This window comes from Desulfofundulus thermocisternus DSM 10259 (genome assembly GCF_000686645.1).
Classification (GTDB): Bacteria; Bacillota; Desulfotomaculia; order Desulfotomaculales; family Desulfovirgulaceae; genus Desulfofundulus; species Desulfofundulus australicus.
In genome coordinates this window covers 15,029-33,449 of record NZ_JMLG01000014.1, presented here as the reverse complement: position 1 = coordinate 33,449, position 18,421 = coordinate 15,029, and the positions used below count along the sequence as shown (strand labels likewise).

The 18,421-nt window shown below is 45.8% G+C and carries 23 protein-coding genes, 1 tRNA gene and 1 riboswitch; of the genes, 23 read left to right on the top strand and 1 reads right to left on the bottom strand.

The window, feature by feature from the left end:
* Window positions 1-147: 147 nt before the first annotated feature.
* From BR83_RS0110465 to BR83_RS0110390, 16 genes are all read left to right on the top strand, one after another.
* The gene (locus BR83_RS0110465; protein WP_027357037.1) at window positions 148-462 is read left to right on the top strand and encodes a YbjQ family protein; all 315 of its coding nucleotides are present in this window, start codon (window positions 148-150) and stop codon (window positions 460-462) included.
* A gap of 179 nt (window positions 463-641) precedes the next feature.
* The gene (locus BR83_RS0110460) at window positions 642-1,178 is read left to right on the top strand and encodes a cysteine hydrolase family protein (RefSeq protein WP_027357036.1); all 537 of its coding nucleotides are present in this window, start codon (window positions 642-644) and stop codon (window positions 1,176-1,178) included.
* Window positions 1,175-2,026: a histidinol-phosphatase gene (locus BR83_RS0110455; protein ID WP_207640194.1), complete on the top strand. Its 852-nt coding sequence runs from the start codon at window positions 1,175-1,177 to the stop codon at window positions 2,024-2,026. Before BR83_RS0110460 ends, BR83_RS0110455 begins: the two co-directional genes overlap by 4 nt.
* Before the next feature lie 68 nt (window positions 2,027-2,094).
* Complete coding sequence (locus BR83_RS0110450; protein WP_242839664.1) at window positions 2,095-2,871, top strand: DnaD domain-containing protein; 777 nt, start codon at window positions 2,095-2,097, stop codon at window positions 2,869-2,871.
* A gap of 20 nt (window positions 2,872-2,891) precedes the next feature.
* Complete coding sequence (locus tag BR83_RS0110445; protein ID WP_027357033.1) at window positions 2,892-3,635, top strand: ATP-binding protein; 744 nt, start codon at window positions 2,892-2,894, stop codon at window positions 3,633-3,635.
* Window positions 3,636-3,648: 13 nt separating this feature from the next.
* Window positions 3,649-3,911, top strand: a riboswitch (cobalamin riboswitch).
* Between the two features lie 112 nt (window positions 3,912-4,023).
* On the top strand, window positions 4,024-5,127 hold the full coding sequence (gene cbiD / locus BR83_RS0110440) for a cobalt-precorrin-5B (C(1))-methyltransferase CbiD (RefSeq protein ID WP_027357032.1): 1,104 nt from the start codon (window positions 4,024-4,026) through the stop codon (window positions 5,125-5,127).
* Window positions 5,109-5,768: a precorrin-6y C5,15-methyltransferase (decarboxylating) subunit CbiE gene (gene cbiE / locus BR83_RS15685; protein ID WP_051618129.1), complete on the top strand. Its 660-nt coding sequence runs from the start codon at window positions 5,109-5,111 to the stop codon at window positions 5,766-5,768. Before cbiD ends, cbiE begins: the two co-directional genes overlap by 19 nt.
* 28 nt (window positions 5,769-5,796) lie before the next feature.
* Complete coding sequence (cbiT, locus tag BR83_RS0110430; RefSeq protein ID WP_242839663.1) at window positions 5,797-6,336, top strand: precorrin-6Y C5,15-methyltransferase (decarboxylating) subunit CbiT; 540 nt, start codon at window positions 5,797-5,799, stop codon at window positions 6,334-6,336.
* On the top strand, window positions 6,326-7,039 hold the full coding sequence (gene cobI / locus BR83_RS0110425; RefSeq protein WP_027357030.1) for a precorrin-2 C(20)-methyltransferase: 714 nt from the start codon (window positions 6,326-6,328) through the stop codon (window positions 7,037-7,039). Before cbiT ends, cobI begins: the two co-directional genes overlap by 11 nt.
* 17 nt (window positions 7,040-7,056) lie before the next feature.
* On the top strand, window positions 7,057-7,812 hold the full coding sequence (gene cobM, locus BR83_RS0110420; RefSeq protein WP_027357029.1) for a precorrin-4 C(11)-methyltransferase: 756 nt from the start codon (window positions 7,057-7,059) through the stop codon (window positions 7,810-7,812).
* Window positions 7,809-8,900: a cobalt-precorrin 5A hydrolase gene (locus BR83_RS0110415; protein WP_034635162.1), complete on the top strand. Its 1,092-nt coding sequence runs from the start codon at window positions 7,809-7,811 to the stop codon at window positions 8,898-8,900. The genes cobM and BR83_RS0110415 overlap by 4 nt, the downstream gene beginning before the upstream one ends.
* Entirely contained in the window at window positions 8,864-9,586 is a 723-nt protein-coding gene (gene cobJ / locus BR83_RS0110410; protein ID WP_027357027.1) for a precorrin-3B C(17)-methyltransferase, read from the top strand. The genes BR83_RS0110415 and cobJ overlap by 37 nt, the downstream gene beginning before the upstream one ends.
* Window positions 9,583-10,356: a precorrin-6A reductase gene (gene cobK / locus BR83_RS0110405; RefSeq protein WP_027357026.1), complete on the top strand. Its 774-nt coding sequence runs from the start codon at window positions 9,583-9,585 to the stop codon at window positions 10,354-10,356. The genes cobJ and cobK overlap by 4 nt, the downstream gene beginning before the upstream one ends.
* Window positions 10,353-10,736: a sirohydrochlorin chelatase gene (locus BR83_RS0110400; protein WP_027357025.1), complete on the top strand. Its 384-nt coding sequence runs from the start codon at window positions 10,353-10,355 to the stop codon at window positions 10,734-10,736. The genes cobK and BR83_RS0110400 overlap by 4 nt, the downstream gene beginning before the upstream one ends.
* A complete protein-coding gene (locus tag BR83_RS0110395; RefSeq protein ID WP_027357024.1) occupies window positions 10,723-11,340 on the top strand; it encodes a precorrin-8X methylmutase in 618 nt (205 codons plus the stop codon). The genes BR83_RS0110400 and BR83_RS0110395 overlap by 14 nt, the downstream gene beginning before the upstream one ends.
* A gap of 79 nt (window positions 11,341-11,419) precedes the next feature.
* Window positions 11,420-12,106 (top strand): cell wall hydrolase, encoded by a 687-nt coding sequence (locus tag BR83_RS0110390; protein ID WP_027357023.1) that lies wholly within the window; start codon window positions 11,420-11,422, stop codon window positions 12,104-12,106.
* Window positions 12,107-12,118: 12 nt separating this feature from the next.
* Here the strand turns inward: BR83_RS0110390 and BR83_RS0110385 are convergent, their stop codons facing one another.
* Entirely contained in the window at window positions 12,119-12,955 is an 837-nt protein-coding gene (locus tag BR83_RS0110385) for an Asp23/Gls24 family envelope stress response protein (protein ID WP_027357022.1), read from the bottom strand.
* 239 nt (window positions 12,956-13,194) lie between these two features.
* Between BR83_RS0110385 and BR83_RS0110380 the strand changes: the two genes are divergently transcribed.
* The 7 genes from BR83_RS0110380 (at window position 13,195) to BR83_RS0110350 (ending at window position 18,382) form a co-directional block, all read left to right on the top strand.
* Window positions 13,195-13,626 carry a hypothetical protein gene (locus BR83_RS0110380; RefSeq protein ID WP_027357021.1) on the top strand — a complete coding sequence of 144 codons (432 nt, stop codon included), beginning with the start codon at window positions 13,195-13,197 and terminating at the stop codon, window positions 13,624-13,626.
* Between the two features lie 37 nt (window positions 13,627-13,663).
* On the top strand, window positions 13,664-14,320 hold the full coding sequence (locus BR83_RS0110375; RefSeq protein ID WP_027357020.1) for a DUF3786 domain-containing protein: 657 nt from the start codon (window positions 13,664-13,666) through the stop codon (window positions 14,318-14,320).
* Between the two features lie 27 nt (window positions 14,321-14,347).
* A tRNA-Pro gene (locus BR83_RS0110370) sits at window positions 14,348-14,425 on the top strand.
* 148 nt (window positions 14,426-14,573) lie between these two features.
* Window positions 14,574-15,221 carry an adenylate kinase gene (locus BR83_RS0110365; protein ID WP_027357019.1) on the top strand — a complete coding sequence of 216 codons (648 nt, stop codon included), beginning with the start codon at window positions 14,574-14,576 and terminating at the stop codon, window positions 15,219-15,221.
* Window positions 15,222-15,307: 86 nt separating this feature from the next.
* Complete coding sequence (locus tag BR83_RS0110360) at window positions 15,308-16,048, top strand: class I SAM-dependent DNA methyltransferase (RefSeq protein WP_027357018.1); 741 nt, start codon at window positions 15,308-15,310, stop codon at window positions 16,046-16,048.
* A 4-nt stretch (window positions 16,049-16,052) separates the two neighbouring features.
* Window positions 16,053-16,883: an MTAP family purine nucleoside phosphorylase gene (locus tag BR83_RS0110355; RefSeq protein ID WP_027357017.1), complete on the top strand. Its 831-nt coding sequence runs from the start codon at window positions 16,053-16,055 to the stop codon at window positions 16,881-16,883.
* A gap of 341 nt (window positions 16,884-17,224) precedes the next feature.
* Window positions 17,225-18,382: an ABC transporter substrate-binding protein gene (locus BR83_RS0110350; RefSeq protein WP_027357016.1), complete on the top strand. Its 1,158-nt coding sequence runs from the start codon at window positions 17,225-17,227 to the stop codon at window positions 18,380-18,382.
* The last annotated feature ends 39 nt before the right edge of the window (window positions 18,383-18,421 follow it).

Genomic DNA, 18,421 nt, shown 5'->3' with positions numbered 1-18,421 from the left:
AATTTTTTTATAAAATAATATATAATGACACTTATGATTAATAAAATATGGATTTTACCCCGTAAATAGTGAAATTATCGTACGCAAATAACCCCTTAAAGAAACCCGGCTCCTATTAATATATCCTGTAATAAGGAGGTTTGTTATATGATTTTAACAACCACTCCCAATGTAGAGGGGAAAAAAATTTTGGCTTATTTGGGCATCGTGACCGGTGAAGCAATAATGGGTGCTAATATAGTACGGGATTTATTTGCCACCATTACCGACATTGTAGGAGGTCGATCTGGAGCTTATGAAACCAAACTATCCCAGGCCCGCCAGATTGCCCTGGAAGAAATGACCACCCAGGCCCGGCGGTTGGGAGCCAATGCGGTAATCGGTATTGATCTTGATTATGAAGTAATTCGGGAAGGTATGCTCATGGTTACAGCCAGTGGTACAGCGGTGAAGGTTGAATAAAAATATTACCAGAGTGCCAGGATTAGGTTATAAAGGATTTTAACGTGTTATATTTTGCCAGGGGCACTGGGTTTTTCTACTGTACCTACCAGTATTGAAAAAGATATGTTAAAATACTAATGGTTTTAGTATTAACAGATTTAGTAATAGCTACAAGTTTAATATAAGGAGGGATATTTATGCCTCGCCATGTTTTAATGGTAATAGATATGCTAAAGGACTTTATTGATAGCAACGGAACATTAAATTGCGGTGAAAACGGCAGAAAGATTGTCCCGTTTGTGGTGGAAAAAGTGAAAGAGTTCATGAACCAGCAGGAACCGATAATTTTTATTATGGATGCTCATTCACCAGAAGATCCGGAATTCTCCCGTTTTCCCATCCATTGCGTTTACGGTACTCCGGGAGCAAGCCTTATTGATGAACTGGCATCGCTGATTGAAGAATACCCCTTTGCCATTAAAGTTCCCAAAACACGTTATAGTGGTTTTTACCGGACCAATTTGAGTAAAATTTTGGAAGACCTTAATCCAGTCGCAGTCCACATTGTAGGCGTTTGCACCAATATCTGCGTTTTATACACTGTAGAGGAATTGCGGAATAGGGATTACCAAACCATAGTATATTCTAAAGGTGTAGCCAGTTTTGATGAAGAAGCTCATCTTTGGGCATTAAAACAAATGGAAACAGTTTTAGGAGCGGAGATTGTTGAATGATATATCTCCTGGACTACCATATACATCCGGGTTATTCCATTGATGCCGAAGACCAAAGCATTCTGGAATATTGTCAGAGGGCATTAAAACTTGAATTGAAAGAAATCTGTTTTACCCCCCATCTGGAAGTGGACCCGGTGCGCAGGCAAAAAGATTGGTTTGTGCGGGTAGAAGGAAAATTTCATCCCATGGAAGACCTGAGCTGGCTTGACAATTACTTCCTTGAAATTGAAAATGCTCGAAACCAATTACGAAGTACACATTTAAAAATTAAAGCCGGCGTGGAAATTGGGTATATACGGGGTTGTGAGGAAAGAATAGAAAAAATTATTACCAGTTATCCATTCGATTATGTACTGGGTTCAATACATTGCCTTGCTCACCAGTCCATATCTTCCTGGAAAGAAAGCCAGGAGTACTTTTCCTCTCATACTGTAGATGAGGCATTAAACGAATATTTCCAGATATTACAGGATGCGGTAAATTGTAACCTTTTTGATTGTATAGCTCACCTGGATCTTTATCGCCGTCATGGTGAACGCTTCTGGGGTAAAACTTTAATAGATGCCCATCAGGGAAAGATCGAGCCTATACTGAAGGATATGGCACGAAAAAAAATTGGCCTGGAAGTAAACACCTCCAGCATAAAACGGGGGCTAAGCGAGTTTCATCCCAGCAGGGAAATTCTTTTCCTGGCCCGTGAGTATGGTGTGAAAGTATTTACCGTTGGCTCTGACGCGCACCGGCTTTCAGAACTGGGAGCATATATAAAGCAGGCGATAATTATGCTAAAAGAAATGGGGTTAGCAGTATATACATTTACTGCTCGTCAACCCTGCCCCTTATAAGGTTTTTTTTATCTGGACAAACTTCCTCCCTTACCATAAAATATTCACTAACAGGGAGGAAGGTTATGATGAGCGGTAGAACGGTAAAAAGATACCGTGAGGGAAATATTACCGCTGCCTTTGGAACAGATCTTTTACTCCAGGGCATTACAGCTGTTCCCAACCTTTTGCTTCGCTTATATCGCCACCTTGATATAACCGATGAAGAAATGATCCTTCTCATTCAACTTTTAAGGTTACAGATAGAGGAAAAAAATTTACTTCCTTCCGCTTCTGCGCTGGCTGAGTGTACGTCCCAGGATGTAACCCAGGTACAGCAAAATCTAAACAGGTTGTTAGAAAAAGAGGTCCTGGCTGTAACTCAGTATTACGATGAAAATAAGGATCAAATCCTGAGTGGGTACGATTTTGAACCGTTGCTGGAAAAGCTTTCAGAGATCTGGGCCAGTATCAGGGTCAGGGAAATAGAGCGTACCCGCTGCTTGCTGGAAAAAAGAACCCGGCTGGAAGCCAATTCTCCGGAATTTGCATTAATTATAAAGGCATTTGAACAGGAGTTCGGGCGTCCTGTTTCTCCTATGGAGGTAGAACAAATACGGCAATGGATTGAAGAATTAAACCCTACGCTGGTTTTAGAAGCCCTGCGCCGGGCTGTCTTGATGGGAAAGCATAATTTTAAATATATTGATAGTATTATTCTGGAGTGGAAAAAGAATAATCTTCGTACTCTGGAAGAAATAAACGCCTATGATGCGCAGTTTAAGAAACGACGTTCAGTTAAAAATACCACACCAAAGGTAGACGAACGTAAAAAAGCACTTTTAAAAACCCTATATCTTAGTTAAGGGAGAAAGGATGCTGGCCAATGAAGGCCTGCCCTGTATGTAATGACCGGGGTATAGTGATAAAAAATAACGTGGCTTTTCCCTGCTCCTGTAGCAAGCAAAAGGCTATCCTCAACCGTTTTAAAGAAGCTGGATTGCCAGAAGGGTTACGTAGTCATACTTTTGATAAATTTGACTTCAAGTATTATTCCAAATTCAGAATAGATCCGGAACGAAAAATAACTTATTACGAGTTGGCCAGGCGTACCTTTCAAGCAGCACTGGACTTCGTCCAAAACTTTAAAAAAAACCGGCATATCGATGGTCTTTTAATTACAGGTCCCGTTGGAAGTGGGAAAACATACCTGGCGGCATGTATAGCAAACGCTTTACTGGAAGCAGAAACAGTATTATTGTTTGTCGTCGTACCTGATTTACTGGATCGCCTGCGCTCTACTTATGATCAAAACCGCCAGATAATAGAACATTATTCGGAAAAAGACCTGCTGGATACGGCAAGGGAAGTGCCTCTCTTATTTTTGGATGATTTGGGAGCCCATAATTATACTGAATGGGCCAAAAATAAACTTTACTCTATATTAAATTACCGCGTTAATCACCGTCTTCCCGTAATCATCACCACCAATATCAGCCTGGAAAACCTGGGTGAATATCTGGGGGAAAGAACTGCGTCCCGCATTTGCCAAATGTGCTGGCCCTGTCGATTATCGGTAGAAGATGATATTCGAATGATCAAACGCAGGGAAAAACTCCAGGACAGCTAGTCTGAAAAGGAAAAACTAAATATTAGGGGCGGGTCCCCTCGGGGGATAATAGGGAAGACCGGGGAGCAGCTAACCTGCTTGAGCCGGCGCGGTCCCGCCACTGTAACCGGGGAGGAGCCGCAAATTGCCACTGGTTATATACTCACTGGAAAGCTAAAAAGATATTTTTCAACAATTTGTTGTGATTTTACAATATTTATTGTGAGTATTGACCGGGAAGGCGCGGTTATCTGATGATCCGCGAGCCAGGAGACCTGCCTGCCCCTTAAAACTGAACTTTTCAAGTTCAGTAAAGGCCTATCTATCTTCGCGCGAAAGATAGCAGGCGTAATGAAACCTGACACGCCCTTCTTTTGCCGGGCGTGTTTTTTTCAGGAGGAAAAATGAAGTGACTAAATCTTTACGTAACGGAATTACCACCGGAGCATGTGCTGCTGCAGCAGCCCGTGCGGCTACAGAATTACTTTATCATGATACCAAGCCCGGTGAAGTTACCCTGGTAAATCCAACTGGCCAGTTAATCAGGGTACCAATCCATAAGCTGGTAAATATACCCGGTGGCACAAGGGCAGTGGTAATTAAAGACGGGGGGGATGATCCCGACGTTACCCACGGCCTCCCAGTTGTAGTAGAAGCTCGCCCCACTAAAAAAGGGATCCAGCTCCGCGGGGGACCCGGTGTAGGACGGGTTACCAAACGGGGTCTGGCAGTGGCAGTAGGAGAGCCAGCCATTAACCCTGTTCCAAGGCAAATGATCAGGGAAGCGGTAAACAGCATCCTTCCTCCCAATCGGGGAGTGGAACTTACGGTCAGCGTACCCGGAGGAGAGCTGGTGGCCAGGCGCACCCTGAACCCCCGCCTGGGGATTGTAGGAGGTATATCCATATTGGGTACAACGGGGATAGTTCGGCCCATGTCCGAAGAAGCTTTTAAAGATTCTCTATTACCACTGCTGGACGTAGCCAGGGCAGCGGGTTTTAACCAGGTTGTTCTTACTCCCGGACAAATGGGGGTTCGGACGGCAGTTGATAAATACGGATTTCCGGCCGATGCCGTGGTAGAAATGAGTAATTTCGTGGGGTTCATGCTGGAAAACTGTGTAGAAAAAGGCTTTTCCGGCGTTCTCCTCTGGGGACATCATGGCAAACTGTTAAAAGTTGCAGCTGGAATATTTCACACTCACAGCCGCATAGCGGATGCCCGGCGAGAAACGCTGGCCAGTTATGCTGCCCTGATGGGAGCAGACAGAACCCTGATTGCTCATATTATGGAAGCCGGCACTATTGAAAGTGTAGTAGATCTTCTGGCTGAACATAATTTATTGGGCATATACCATCAGCTGGCTAGCCGGGCCAGCCAGCGAGCCATGGAGTACGTCCACCACCGCTTGCTGGTGGGAACGGTATTCTTGACCTTAGATGGCAAAATCCTGGGATGGGACCATCATGCCCGGGAAATAGGGAGGGCACTGGGATGCCGCGAATTAAAATAATTGGGGTGGGCCCGGGCCACCAGGATTACCTTACTCCCGCAGCCCAAAAGGCTCTGGCCGAAGCCGGGGTGCTGGTAGGCGGCATTCGCCATCTTTCTCTTTTAGCCAATGGTAGACAAAAAACGTTTATCATTAAAAATAACCTTAAGGCCATGGTTGATTTTATCAATCGACACCGGGAAGAAGGAGTAGCCGTTATAGCCTCCGGCGACCCCGGTTTATATGGTATTCTGCAGTACCTGCTTCAATACTTTTCTGTAGAGGAACTGGAAGTAATTCCTGGTGTCAGTTCTGTGCAACTGGCCTTCGCCCGCCTGGCCCTGCCCTGGCACGATGCCCTGATTACAAGTGCTCACGGAAGACCAGTTGAAGACTTGATTCAGCTGGTGCGCGACCATAAAAAAGTAGCCCTTTTTACCGACCCGAGAAGTTCACCCAGCCGCATAGCCAGCATGCTCTTAGAAGCAGGTATAATCAACCGAAAAATTTTTGTTTGTTGTAATTTGAGTTATCCGGAAGAAAAAATCCTGGAAACCACAGCCGGTGAACTAGCCTGTATGGATCTATCCGGGCAAAAAAATTGTGTTATGGTGATTATAGATGAGAAAGTCCTGGCCTTACACGACTCCGGGAATTCCTGATGAATTTTTTATTCGCGGCGATATTCCCATGACCAAGGAAGAAGTTCGTACCGTCACCCTGGCCAAAGCACGATTAGGGCCAGGCCAGGTTGTGTGGGATATTGGCAGCGGTACCGGCTCCCTTGCCATAGAAGCGGCAAGGCTAATAGGCAACGGCACTGTTTATGCCATCGAGCAGAACCCTGTTGCAAGAGAGCTAATCCGTAAAAACATATACCAGTTCGACCTGAAAAATATAGAGGTAATTGAAGGTCGCGCTCCAGAAGCGTTGCTCCCCCTTCCCGTTCCCCAAAGGGTCTTCATCGGTGGCTCGGGCGGAAAGCTGGAAGAGATAATAAACCTGCTGCAAATAAGACTTAATCCTGGAGCAAGAGTGGTCATTAACGCCTTAACCCTGGAAACACTCACCCGCATCCTGGTTTTACTCGACCAACTGCCATGGAAAAAGGAAGTGGTACAGGTATCTGTTACCCGTGCGGTTTCCCGCGGCAATTATCATCTGCTGCATGCTTTAAACCCGGTGTGGATCATTGCTGTCCAAAAGGAGGGAGATGAGGGTGGGGGGTAAGTTTTATGGTATCGGAGTTGGCCCCGGGGATCCAGAGCTACTTACCCTAAAAGCTTATCGCATATTACAAAATGTAGATGTAGTATGTGTTCCTAAATCATCAGCTGACCGGGAAAGCCTGGCTTTGTCAGTGGTCAATAAGATAATCAAGCATCAAATCCTAACTATCGAATTAACTTTTCCCATGTCCAGAAACAAGCAAATATTAGAAGAACATTGGGCCATAGCCGGGGAAAAAGTAGCACAACTGGTACAACAGGGAAACAAGGTAGCCTTTATTACCATTGGTGACCCCATGTTTTATAGCACTTATGGCTATATACAGGCTTACCTGCAAAAAAATTATCCCTGGCTACCGGTAGAAACCATTCCGGGGGTCACTGCCATGAGCGCATGTGCAGCCGCACTGGGAGAACCACTGGCTACAGGAGATGAAGACCTGGCAGTGATACCGGCAGTTAATAATCTTAAGCGACTGGAAGAGACCCTGGATAACTTTGATAACGTGGTACTGATGAAAATAAACCGCCATTTCGATAAGATTTTGGAAATTTTACACAAAAAAAATTTAATTAATCGTGCCGTCCTGGTAAGTCGTTGTGGCTACCCGGATCAAATAATAAGCCGGGAAATAACCGAATTTGCTGGAAAAAATCTTGATTATATGTCAATACTCATCCTCCGGAACTTAAAAGGTCGTTAATTTAAGGGGGGCAATAAATGATTTATTTTGTTGGTGCCGGACCGGGAGATCCTGAACTGATAACTATTAAGGGAGCAAAGTTACTGCAGGAAGCTGATGTAGTTATTTACACCGGCTCGCTGGTTAATCCCAAAATATTAAATTACTGCAAACCAGGTGCAGAGATTTATAATAGTGCCACCATGACCCGAGAGGAAATACTGGCTGTAATGCGCAGGGCACACCTGAAACAATTAACCGTGGTTCGACTGCATACCGGTGACCCTGCTCTATATGGAGCCATACAGGAACAGATGGATGCTCTGATGTCCCAGGACATACCTTTTAAGGTTGTACCAGGGGTAAGCTCCTTTCTGGCTGCTGCAGCCGCCATTCCCCATGAGCTGACTTTACCAGGCGTAACCCAAACAGTAATCCTTACCCGGCTGGAAGGACGTACCCCGGTTCCAGAACAAGAAAAGCTTAGGGAACTGGCCCGTCATCAGTGCACCATGTGTATCTTTCTTTCCGTTCACCAGATAGAACAGGTGGTGGAAGAATTACTTGCTGGAGGTTATTCTCCCCAAACCCCGGTACTGGTAATAGAAAAGGTCTCGTGGCCTGAAGAACGCTTGTTGCGGGGAACGCTGGCAGATATTGCTGAACAGGTTAAGAATGCAGGTATTACCCGCACCGCCCTGGTTCTGGTAGGAGATGTTTTTAATTCTTCCTACCAGTTGTCGCGGCTCTATGACCCTCATTTTGACCACAGCTACCGGAACAGCAGGAAATGAACATTGCTATATTTGCCATTACTAAAAACGGTACAGAGCTGGCGGCAAAGGTATCCCGGCATTTGTTAAATGAGGGACACCAGGTGCGCATGTTCAGGCCCGGCCGTTTTCCGGGAGAAGGGGAACCCTTCTACGGTCCTGTATCCCGGATAGTGGCAGGAGAATTTTACCGGTGCCAGGGTTTGATCTTTATCATGGCCCTGGGTATTGTGGTCAGGTTACTTGCTCCTTTAATTAAAGACAAGCGTTCTGATCCTGCAGTGGTGGTTATGGATGAAAAAGGCCAGTTCGTGATCAGCACTTTAAGCGGCCACCTGGGGGGAGCCAATGAGCTGGCCCAGAATCTGGCTGGAGCTTTCCAGGCCATACCGGTAATTACCACTGCTACGGACGTACACGGCCTGCCTTCAGTAGATGTCTTGGCCCGTAAATATGCCCTGATTATGGAACCATTTAACGCTGTAAAACAGGTAAATGCGGCATTGGTAAATGGTGAGATGGTTGCGTTTTGCAGTGAATTTCCACTGCCCTTTACCCCAATGCAGGGCTTAAAGCTAATCCCATGGGACAAATTGCCCATTACCAGGCCGCCAGGTTGGCTGGTAGTAATAACTAACCGCGAGATTTCGTTGCCCCATGAAAAAACCCTTTTTCTAAGACCACGAAACCTTATAGCCGGTATTGGTTGCCGGAAGGAAATTGATCCGGAAAAGATTAAAGAAGCCCTATTACATGCCCTGAAACTCGCCCGGCGCAGCCCTACCAGCCTGCGTCTACTGGCAACAATAGACCTGCGGGTACAGGAACGTGGTTTGCAGCAGGTTGCCCGGGAAATGGGAATCCCCCTGGTGAGTTTTTCAAGGGAACAAATCCAATCCATATTTTCCCGTGTAAAAAATCTTCAACATTCTTCTTTTGTTCAGAAAAGGATAGGAGTTGGTGGTGTATGCGAACCGGTTGCTCTGCTGGCTGCTGCTCACCACGCCAGACTGATTCTCCCCAAAACAAGCCGGGAGGGCGTGACGGTAGCGTTAGCCGAGGAAAGTTATGGGTGGTGGGAACAGGACCGGGAAGTACCGATTATTTAAGTCCCAAAGCACTAAGAGTTCTGCAGGAAGCAGATATTATCGTTGGATACAAAACCTACGTTCAACTCATTGCTCCCCTGGTGGAAGGAAAAGAAATTATCAGTACGGGTATGACCCGTGAAGTTGAGCGTTGCCGCGCAGCCATTGCACAGGCTCAAAAGGGACGAAAAGTTGCCCTGGTTTCAAGTGGAGATCCCGGGGTTTATGGCATGGCCGGGCTGGCCCTGGAAATTCTATATCAGGATAAATTGCATGACCTGGTTGAAGTAGAGATCATCCCCGGCATTACCGCTGCTACCGCAGCAGCAGCATTACTGGGTGCACCTTTAATGCATGATTTCGTGGTAATTAGCTTAAGTGATCTTTTAACCCCATGGGAAATTATAGAAAAGAGGCTGGCCCTGGCTGCTCAGGGAGATTTCGTAATAGTACTGTATAACCCGGCCAGTCATAAGAGAAAATTTCAAATTCAGAGGGCCAGGGAAATCTTGCTTCAATATAAAAATGCGAGCACGCCGGTAGGGATAGTTCGCCAGGCTTATCGCGACGGGGAAGAAGTAGTAATAACAGATCTGGAAAATCTACTTTCTTACTCTCTGGATATGTTCAGTATTTTAATCATTGGTAACAATCAAACTAAAAAACTGGATAACTACCTGGTTACACCCAGGGGATATGTGCTATGATTCTGGTTTTGAGCGGAACTGCCGACGGGCGCTTGATTGTTCAGGACCTTATAAATCATGGCTACAATGTTCTGGCTTCAGCAACCACGCCTTATGGTGGAGAACTATTGGCCCGGCACGGTGCCGAAGTCATTACCGGCAAACTGTCCATAAATGATATGGTAGCCCTGATTAAGAATCGCCATATTAAGCTTCTGATTGATGCCACCCATCCCTACGCCCAGCAGGTATCAGAAAATGCCCGTCAGGCCTGCGCCAGGACGCAAATTCCCTATTTACGTTACCAGCGTGAGGAAAGCAGCCTGCCCCAGCACCCGCTAATTCATTGCAGCAACAGCTACGAGGAAGCAGCCCAACAGGCCGTAAGACATGGTAAAGTAATTTTCCTGACCACGGGTAGCAAAACTCTAAACATCTTTTTAAACACCGCCCGCCAGCATGGAGCACGACTGGTAGTACGGGTGCTCCCTGAACCAGAAGTGATCCAGCACTGCCGGCAGCTGGGGCTGAGCCCTGCCGATATTGTAGCCATGCAGGGTCCCTTTAGCCTGGAATTGAATCGTGCCCTGTTTAAACAATATGAGGCAGAGGTAGTGGTTACCAAGAACAGTGGTACCATAGGGGGAACGGATACCAAGGTTGCCGCAGCATTGGAACTTGGTTTGCCGGTAGTGATAATCAGCAGACCCCGGGTACCGGATAATTCTGTAACCAGCCGACAGGAATTGTTGAAAAGAATTAATAACGAAAGGATGTTGCATAGGCTATGAAGACAGGAATCATTCTTCTGGCCCATGGTAGCCGCCTTCCAGAGGCCCAGGCCACCCTGCAGGATTTAAAGGAACTGGTAGCCAGGGATGGTTCTTACGATCTGGTGGAGGGAGCATCTTTACAATTTAACCAGCCGGATTTACCGGCAGCCCTGGCTACGATGTCAGCCATGGGAATGAAAAAAGTTGTGGTAGTCCCCCTTTTTCTCTCCCAGGGGATACATATGAAAAAAGACATACCCGAAATTTTAGCCAGGGAAAGAACTCGCTATCCCCATATGGATATTGTCATGACCGGTCATATCGGTGCCCACCAAAAATTGGCCGAAATAATAATAGAACGAATCCAGGAGGTTAACGAAGGGCATGGAATTATTTAATCCTGCAGCCATTGAAAGGGAGAGCATGCGCATAATTGAAGAAAACCTGCCCGACCTGGCTACGCTACCAGCAGGGGAAAGATCTATCATCAAGCGTGTTGTGCATACCACCGGTGATCTGTCCTGTGCCCGGTTAATACGCATTCACCCCCGGGCCGTGGAAAGTGGTTTGCGTGCTCTTAAAGCAGGAAAACCCATTCTCACCGACGTAAACATGGTCCGCAGTGGCCTTATCAAAAACCGCCTGGCATCTCTGGGAGTGGAAGTAATCTGCCTGATCAACCACCCCGAAGTAATTAAATATGCCCAAATGAGGGGAACCACCCGGGCCATGGTAGCCATGGAACTGGGAGTTCCCAAAATAGAAGGGGGTATTATAGCTATAGGCAATGCCCCTACGGCTCTTTTTACCTTGTGCCGCCTAGTATCTGCAGGACAGGTCAGGCCTGCTCTGGTAGTCGGAACACCTGTAGGTTTTGTTGGTGCAGCTGAATCCAAAGAAGAATTAATATCCCTTGGGATACCATATATTACCATGGTCGGTACCCGGGGTGGCAGCACTATAGCCGCAGCAATAATTAATGCTCTCCTGCTAATGGCTTAAGTCTCACTTTACCTGAATATCTGTGTATAATTCCTCCCCGGCTTGTCCAAAATAGTTAATAGCCGGAAAGGAGGACACAATGGGCAGTAGACTAACCAGATATGCTGGCGCGGTAACTATAATTGTTGCACTGACCTGGCTTTTAGCAGCAAAACAGGTGGAAGCCAGCACATCATGGGGAAATGAAAATAACCTGACCAGCTACAAGTGTATGCTTTGCTACACCGTCAGGCCAGGAGATACGCTGTACAAAATTGCCAGGGTTCATAATGTTTCCCTGGCCAAATTAATGGAAACTAACAAACTCAGGGATTCTTTAATTAGACCTGGTGATGTGCTTTTGGTACCGGATCGGTTTAGCGAGCTTCCAGCGGTAATTTCCCGCGGAGGTATATCCAGGGAGGATTTACTGCTCCTGGCCAGGTTGATTCATGCCGAAGCCAGGGGAGAAAGTTTTACCGGTCAGGTAGCCGTGGGGGCTGTAATCCTTAACCGGCTGGCCAGCCCGGGTTTTCCCAAAACCATCCGGGAAGTAATTTTTCAGAAAGACAACAATGTCTTTCAGTTTTCACCGGTTCAGGACGGCTCCATATATCTGGAACCTGACGAAACGGCCATTAATGCTGCTCTAGAAGCCCTGGCTGGAAGAGATCCCACCAACGGCGCCTTATTTTTCTACAACCCGCATACAGCCACAGACCGCTGGATTCGTACCCTGCCTGTGGTGACCCGTATAGGCAACCATGTATTTGCCACAAAGATTTAGAAGAGCCGGTAACTAAGCCGGCTCTTTCCCTTTTGGAAAATACAACTCCCTCACCAGAATGTTTACCGATTTAACAACCAGGCCAGTCATTTCTTCCACCCGCTCTTTTACAGCCAGCTGGATTTCCCTGCCTACTTTGTTCAACACATAGCCATAGTATAAAACAGGATGCAATTCAATAAATACCCCATCTGTCTCCCTTTTAATATACACTCGACCAGAACTTTTAACTCCCGGAACTTCTTCAGCCACCCTGGATATAATAGCCACCAGAGCTCCGGTGGTAATTGTTAATTTGCCGTAACAGGTAAAGGCAGGGCGTACCACTGATTGTTCCAGCCAGCTCCGCTTAACCTGCGGGCTCTGGCGCCCTAAAAAGATCTTTATAGAATCAGCAAATATTTCAGGAAACCTCTTTTTAACCTCCACCGTAGGAGCTGGAATGACATGTTTACTGTAACGGGCGCGCATGTTGAGGGCTTGACGAATTTCCCGAGGAGAAGCTATCTCTTCAATGTTAATGACCCTGGAAACTGATGGCAAACCCAACCTGAAAGCAATTTTTTCCACCATCTCCAATGAAGTACCAAGTATTAGAACCCGAGAAGGTTTTGCTTCTTCCAGCACTGCTCTGGCCTGCCGGGCATGCTCTTCATCCATGAAAAGAGCAGTTTTTATAGCACCAATACGGGTAGGCTGTCGCTTTGCCGATATCCCCCCTAAAATGCGGTTGCCTTTAATTAAAAGTCCGTCGTCAATGATTAATTCCGCACCACATTCGTGAGCAGTTGTAATAGCCCGGTGACTTTTTCCGGTACCGCTTGGACCGACAAGGGCATAAACTTCCACGTTATTCCCTCCAGTTTAATTTCATAAAAATTCTTCTACATAAATAACCCTCTTTCCTTTTCTCTGATATGTTAGCAGGGCCGCCGCTCCCTTCCTATGCGCAAAATTGATGCGAAGAGGGACTGGTTAATGAAATAAACATGCGGAAAGAATTTTTGTAATAATTTACATCATTAAAGGATCTTCCCGGGGAGATGGAGAAAAAAGAATTTATGGAAAACCAGAAGGGTGGGACATCCTTGTCATATAAATTTGCTTTACTCCTGGGTCAACAGTTTAACCTTCAAGAACAAGAAATTTCCCTCTTAGGTAAAAATATCCGGCAATTTTCCCGCCTGGAAAGGCGTATTTATTTTAAACAATTAAAACCAAGGGAAAAAGAGTTTAAACTTTTCTTAAAAGAAAAATTTGCTCTCCTGGATAAAGAAGAACGACAAACGTGGTTGGATACTACGGTACAAAGCCTCCTGGAAAAAGGAGGGGATCCCGACCTGGCTGATAGCCTGGTCATGGATGTAATCGGCCGGCTAGAAGTTTACAAGAATCTGCGCGAAAAGGCAGAGAATGAAGGTATTCGTTTAAAAGCACTGACTAATTTTGGCGGGCTATCCATGGTTCTTTTCCTGGTAGTAATCATTACAGCCATTATTCTGTATTTAAAAGGACACTAGGGTGCTGATAAAATTAAGGGACGGGGTAGAGGGAGAAATGATCAAACAGCTTAATGCTTTAAACGAAGCAAGACTTAAGTTTAAATCACTAATCGCTGAACCTGAACTAATTACCTTACGTACCGGAGCCACCTTTGATAACAACAAAAAAATATTTTCGTTGACTTACTTCGGGCAGGATTATTTAATCGATTTTGCCGGTAATGTTTACAAACAAGGAAACTGTAAAGAGGTATCTTATAATGATCACACCTTGATTCTCCAGTATCTCTGTTCGGCTAGCGGTTTGCCACCCCGCGGTAAGTGGTTATCCTTTTTGGAATTACCGTATGGAGCCCTCCATAATGCCCCCTTTTATACCGACGCTCTAAAACCCCTGGCAGAAGCTTTTGGCACCAGAATGGATGATTTTTATCGCGCCACAAAACACCTGGGGGGGACACCTGTTAATATGGGAGATGCTGGTGCCATAATCCCGGCTTTACCCAAGCTTCCTTTAGCCGTGACCATCTGGTCCGGTGACGATGAATTTCCACCCCGGGCAAATATCCTTTTTGACTCCGTCGCGCCAACTCATCTAACCACTGCTGCCCTCTGGGTACTGGGTGTAGAACTGGCCCATAAACTTATAACGTATATCAAACCGGAAAGGCAAGGCTTAAACTGGCTAGGAAAAACCCTTGACTTTTCTTAAACCATATAGGATAATATACTTTGCGAACGGGATGTAGCTCAGTTTGGCTAGAGCGCACGGTTCGGGACCGTGAGGTCGCAGGTTCAAATCCTGTCATCCCGACCAGAAAAACCCGTAAACCCTGTAAAATCAAGGGTTTGCGGGTTTTAACTTTGCCCCAAAATTTAACGATATCAAATGTTTTCCCGGTAGTTAATCCATGATATAATTTTCTTGGTTAAATTCCGGTTATTTTTAGAAGGAGGGGATGGTTTTGAAGCTGCTGATCATGGGGCCTCCAGGAGCCGGCAAGGGTACCCAGGCCGAAATGCTTGTAAAGGAACTGAATATTACCCACATTTCTACAGGAGACATGTTCAGAGCAGCAATTAAAGAAGGCACAGTAATGGGGAAAAGAGCTAAAGAATATATGGACAAGGGTGAGCTGGTGCCTGACGAAGTTGTTGTAGGAATGGTAAAGGATCGCCTCCAAAAACCCGATTGTGAAAAGGGCTTTCTCCTGGATGGATTTCCCAGAACCCTGGCCCAGGCCCAGGCACTTGATGAAACTCTCCAGGATATGAATATACAGCTTGACGCAGTAATTAACATCGCTGTACCCAGGGACAAGCTTATGGCTCGCCTCACCGGGCGCCGTGTATGCCGCAGCTGTGGAGCCAGCTATCATATTTTATTCAACCCGCCCAAAGTGGAGGGAAAATGTAATAATTGCGGCGGAGAGCTTTACCAGCGTAGCGACGACAATGAAGAGGCTGTGGCCAACCGCCTGGACGTCTACGAAGCCCAGACACAACCATTGATTGATTACTATGCCGGCAAAGGGCTGCTTAAAAATATTAATGGCGATCAAGAAATAAAGAAAGTACTGGAGGATATCCTGGCTTGCCTTAAAGCAAAATAAAGTTTAAATAAACTAGATAATTTCGCTTTCCAGCCCCCGAATTAACGGGGGCACATTTTACTTCAAACTACGAAAGGAAGTAGCAGATGCCCTGTTATGCTAATCTGGCCTTGATTTACGATCTATTAGTATCCGGGGTAGACTATGAAGGATGGATAGATTACCTGGAAGAAATTCTAAGACGATTTAATTATCGCCCCTGTACCGTACTCGATCTGGCCTGCGGTACGGGAAATACTACTTTACCCCTCGCCCGGAGAGGCTACCATGTTACGGGACTGGATCTATCCCCATCCATGATAACTGTTGCCAGCAAAAAAGCTATAGAGCAAAAACTGAAAGTAAATTTCATAACCGCCGACATGCGTTCTTTTGAACTTAAAAAACCGGTAGACCTGGTCATTTGTTTCCACGACGGTTTAAATTACCTGGCAGATTATAAAGATATGGAAAAAACTTTTCGGCAGGTTAGAAAAAACCTCGTCGACGGTGGCATGTTCGTTTTTGACCTGAATACCATTCAGTGGCTGGCCGGTAGCACTCCAGATGTAACCGTAATAGACGAACCGGAATATACCCTAATCTGGCGCAGCCGCTATTATCCTGCAAATATTAGTTGGGAAATTGAACTCACAGCTTTTATTAGAAAAGGAGAATACTATCATAAATTCACCGAACAGCACCGGGAATATGGCTATACGGCGGATCAGGTTCGGCAGGCTTTAAAAACGGCAGAACTGAAATACCTAGCATCATACGATGCCTTTTCTTTTAACCCGGTTCAGCCACATAGCAGGCGACACTTTTATGTTGCTCAAAGGAGTTGATTGCGTGACTTATTCAGAAATTCCCCGGGTTGATTATGCAATTATAGGCGGCTCCAGCACATTTAGTCTAAATTTCCCCCAAGATCTTGATTTCCCCGATGTCATGGTTATTGCCGAAAAACTCGTGTTCCCCACACCCTATGGGGAAAGCCCCCCTTTAAAGCTGTTTATTGTTGGAGGAAAAAAAGTTTTAACCGTAAAAATGCATGGCTGGCGCCAAGGGGTAAGCCGGGGCAGGGCTTCTCAACAATTGTTCTGGGTATTACAGAAAGCAGGCGTAAAAAAAATTCTGGCTGAAGGGGGAGTGGGAGCCATCAACCACTTGCTCAAGCCGCGGGATATACTTATCCCTTCAGACTACCTGGATTTTTCCATGCGCAAGGACGTGAGCCTCGGGGGAGAATTCCTGCTCTCTATGCGCCAGCCCGTATGCCCCATCCTTTGTAATGCCCTGTTTCAGGCAGCAGAAAAAAACGCTCCGGAAGGAGGACGTGTTTTTGACCGGGGAATTTATGCCGTTACCGATGGACGTCATTTTGAAAGCCCGGCCGAAGTTGCCATGCTGGGCCGCCTGGGAGCAGATATAGTGGGGCAGAGCATGTGCCCCGAAGTTTACCTGGCCAGAGAGATTGGCGCCTGTTACGGACGGGTAGATATTGTAACCAACTACGCCGAAGGAGTAAACAGGGATTGGGAACATAGCGAATTGGCCGATATTTTCTATCAGGAGGCACATCGAATGGGAAGTATTCTTCTGGAAGCTATGCGTCATATCAATACTGAGGAAGAATGTGGTTGCGCAAAATTACGTTACCCCACCCTTCTCAAGGAATAAATTACCAGGAAAATCATTGCAGTAAATTTAATATAAGTTTAATATAACAGGGGACCAGGGGGGTGAGAAATAAAAACAAACCACATGGTTATTAGGTAACAAATGTGCATAATTATTAAATCATTGAGAACCATTTGGAGCGCCTGTTTTGGCGCTCCAAATTTTGTTTTCCACAATTAAAATGAATGGAGGAATTTTAAAGATTTTGTGGAATTAAGGTACTGTTTAAATTAATTTAATGCTTCCTAGCTCATCCTTAAAAAAAGGAGGTGTGTTCGATCAAAGGAAAAAAGAAAATTTTCTTTCAACATGTCAAGTTAATAAAAAGGAGGTATCACATTTTGCCCAGGAAAGTATGGACCGCTCTTATAGTTGCCCTGCTCAGTATGACCCTGATAATTACGGGTTGTGGTAATCAGGGTAATACTTCATCGGGGGAAAAAGTTATTAAAGTAGGATTTATCGCTCCTCTGACCGGTGATGTGAAAACTTTTGGAGAATCAGCTCAAAAGGGGTTCGACCTGGCCCTGGAACAGGCGGGTTATAAGGCAGGAGATTTCAAAATCGAACCCGTAAAAGCGGACGATCGTAACGATGCCACAGAAGCTGTTAATGTAGCTACTAAATTAATTACCCAGGATGGCGTCAAAGCCATAGTTGGTTCCCTCACTTCCTTAACCACCATCCCTATTTCCAAATTTGCCAACGATAATAAAGTAGTTTTGATTACCGGTACCGCTACCAGTCCCAAGGTTACTGTTGACGATGGTAAACGGAAAGAATATGTCTTCCGGGCCTGTTTCATCGACCCTACTCAGGGTACTGTTGCAGCCAAGTTTGCCCTGGAAGAACTCAAGCTTAAAACAGCGGCCATCCTTTATGACCAGGGCAACGACTATACCATTGGACTGGCCAATAACTTTAAAGAAGCCTTCACTGCCGGTGGGGGCAAAATACTGGCCATGGAAGCCTATGCCAAAAATGATACTGATTTTTCTGCCGTGTTGACCAACATTGCCGAGAAAAATCCAGATATTCTTTATCTGCCGGATTATTACCAGAAAGTCAGCTTAATAGGCAAGCAGGCCAGGGGTAAAGGTATTAAGGCTGTTTTCATCGGCGGAGACGGTTGGGACTCCACCGATCTGGATTACAAAACAATGGAGGGCGGCTATTTTACCAATCACTATTCTGCACAGGATCCCAGGCCTGAAGTGCAAAACTGGGTCAAACAATATAAAGAAAAATACGGTCAGGAACCGGATGCTTTTGCCACTCTAACCTACGACGCTACCAGGCTGCTGCTGAATGCAATTGAAACTGCAAATAGCGACGACCCGGCCAAGATTAAAGAAGCTTTGCAGAAAACCAAGGATTTTTCCATTGTAAGCGGTGAGAAAGTTTCCTTTGACGAAAACGGTAACCCCATCAAGCCGGTAACCATTCTCAAAATTGAAGGCGGCAAGCAGAAATACGTAACAGCTATTAAACCCAATTAAATAAATTAAAAGAGCGGGGAGGGCGGGAAACCCCTCCCC

Bases quoted from the DNA above. Each gene is read 5' to 3' on its own strand.
- BR83_RS0110460 (WP_027357036.1), top strand. From the start codon at position 642: ATGCCTCGCCATGTTTTAATGGTAATAGATATGCTAAAGGACTTTATT.
- BR83_RS0110400 (WP_027357025.1), top strand. From the start codon at position 10,353: ATGAAGACAGGAATCATTCTTCTGGCCCATGGTAGCCGCCTTCCAGAG.
- cbiE (WP_051618129.1), top strand. From the start codon at position 5,109: ATGCCGCGAATTAAAATAATTGGGGTGGGCCCGGGCCACCAGGATTAC.
- BR83_RS0110360 (WP_027357018.1), top strand. From the start codon at position 15,308: ATGCCCTGTTATGCTAATCTGGCCTTGATTTACGATCTATTAGTATCC.
- BR83_RS0110390 (WP_027357023.1), top strand. From the start codon at position 11,420: ATGGGCAGTAGACTAACCAGATATGCTGGCGCGGTAACTATAATTGTT.
- BR83_RS0110395 (WP_027357024.1), top strand. From the start codon at position 10,723: ATGGAATTATTTAATCCTGCAGCCATTGAAAGGGAGAGCATGCGCATA.
- BR83_RS0110445 (WP_027357033.1), top strand. From the start codon at position 2,892: ATGAAGGCCTGCCCTGTATGTAATGACCGGGGTATAGTGATAAAAAAT.
- BR83_RS0110375 (WP_027357020.1), top strand. From the start codon at position 13,664: ATGATCAAACAGCTTAATGCTTTAAACGAAGCAAGACTTAAGTTTAAA.
- BR83_RS0110450 (WP_242839664.1), top strand. From the start codon at position 2,095: ATGAGCGGTAGAACGGTAAAAAGATACCGTGAGGGAAATATTACCGCT.
- BR83_RS0110465 (WP_027357037.1), top strand. From the start codon at position 148: ATGATTTTAACAACCACTCCCAATGTAGAGGGGAAAAAAATTTTGGCT.
- cobM (WP_027357029.1), top strand. From the start codon at position 7,057: ATGATTTATTTTGTTGGTGCCGGACCGGGAGATCCTGAACTGATAACT.
- cbiT (WP_242839663.1), top strand. From the start codon at position 5,797: ATGACCAAGGAAGAAGTTCGTACCGTCACCCTGGCCAAAGCACGATTA.
- BR83_RS0110455 (WP_207640194.1), top strand. From the start codon at position 1,175: ATGATATATCTCCTGGACTACCATATACATCCGGGTTATTCCATTGAT.
- cobK (WP_027357026.1), top strand. From the start codon at position 9,583: ATGATTCTGGTTTTGAGCGGAACTGCCGACGGGCGCTTGATTGTTCAG.
- BR83_RS0110415 (WP_034635162.1), top strand. From the start codon at position 7,809: ATGAACATTGCTATATTTGCCATTACTAAAAACGGTACAGAGCTGGCG.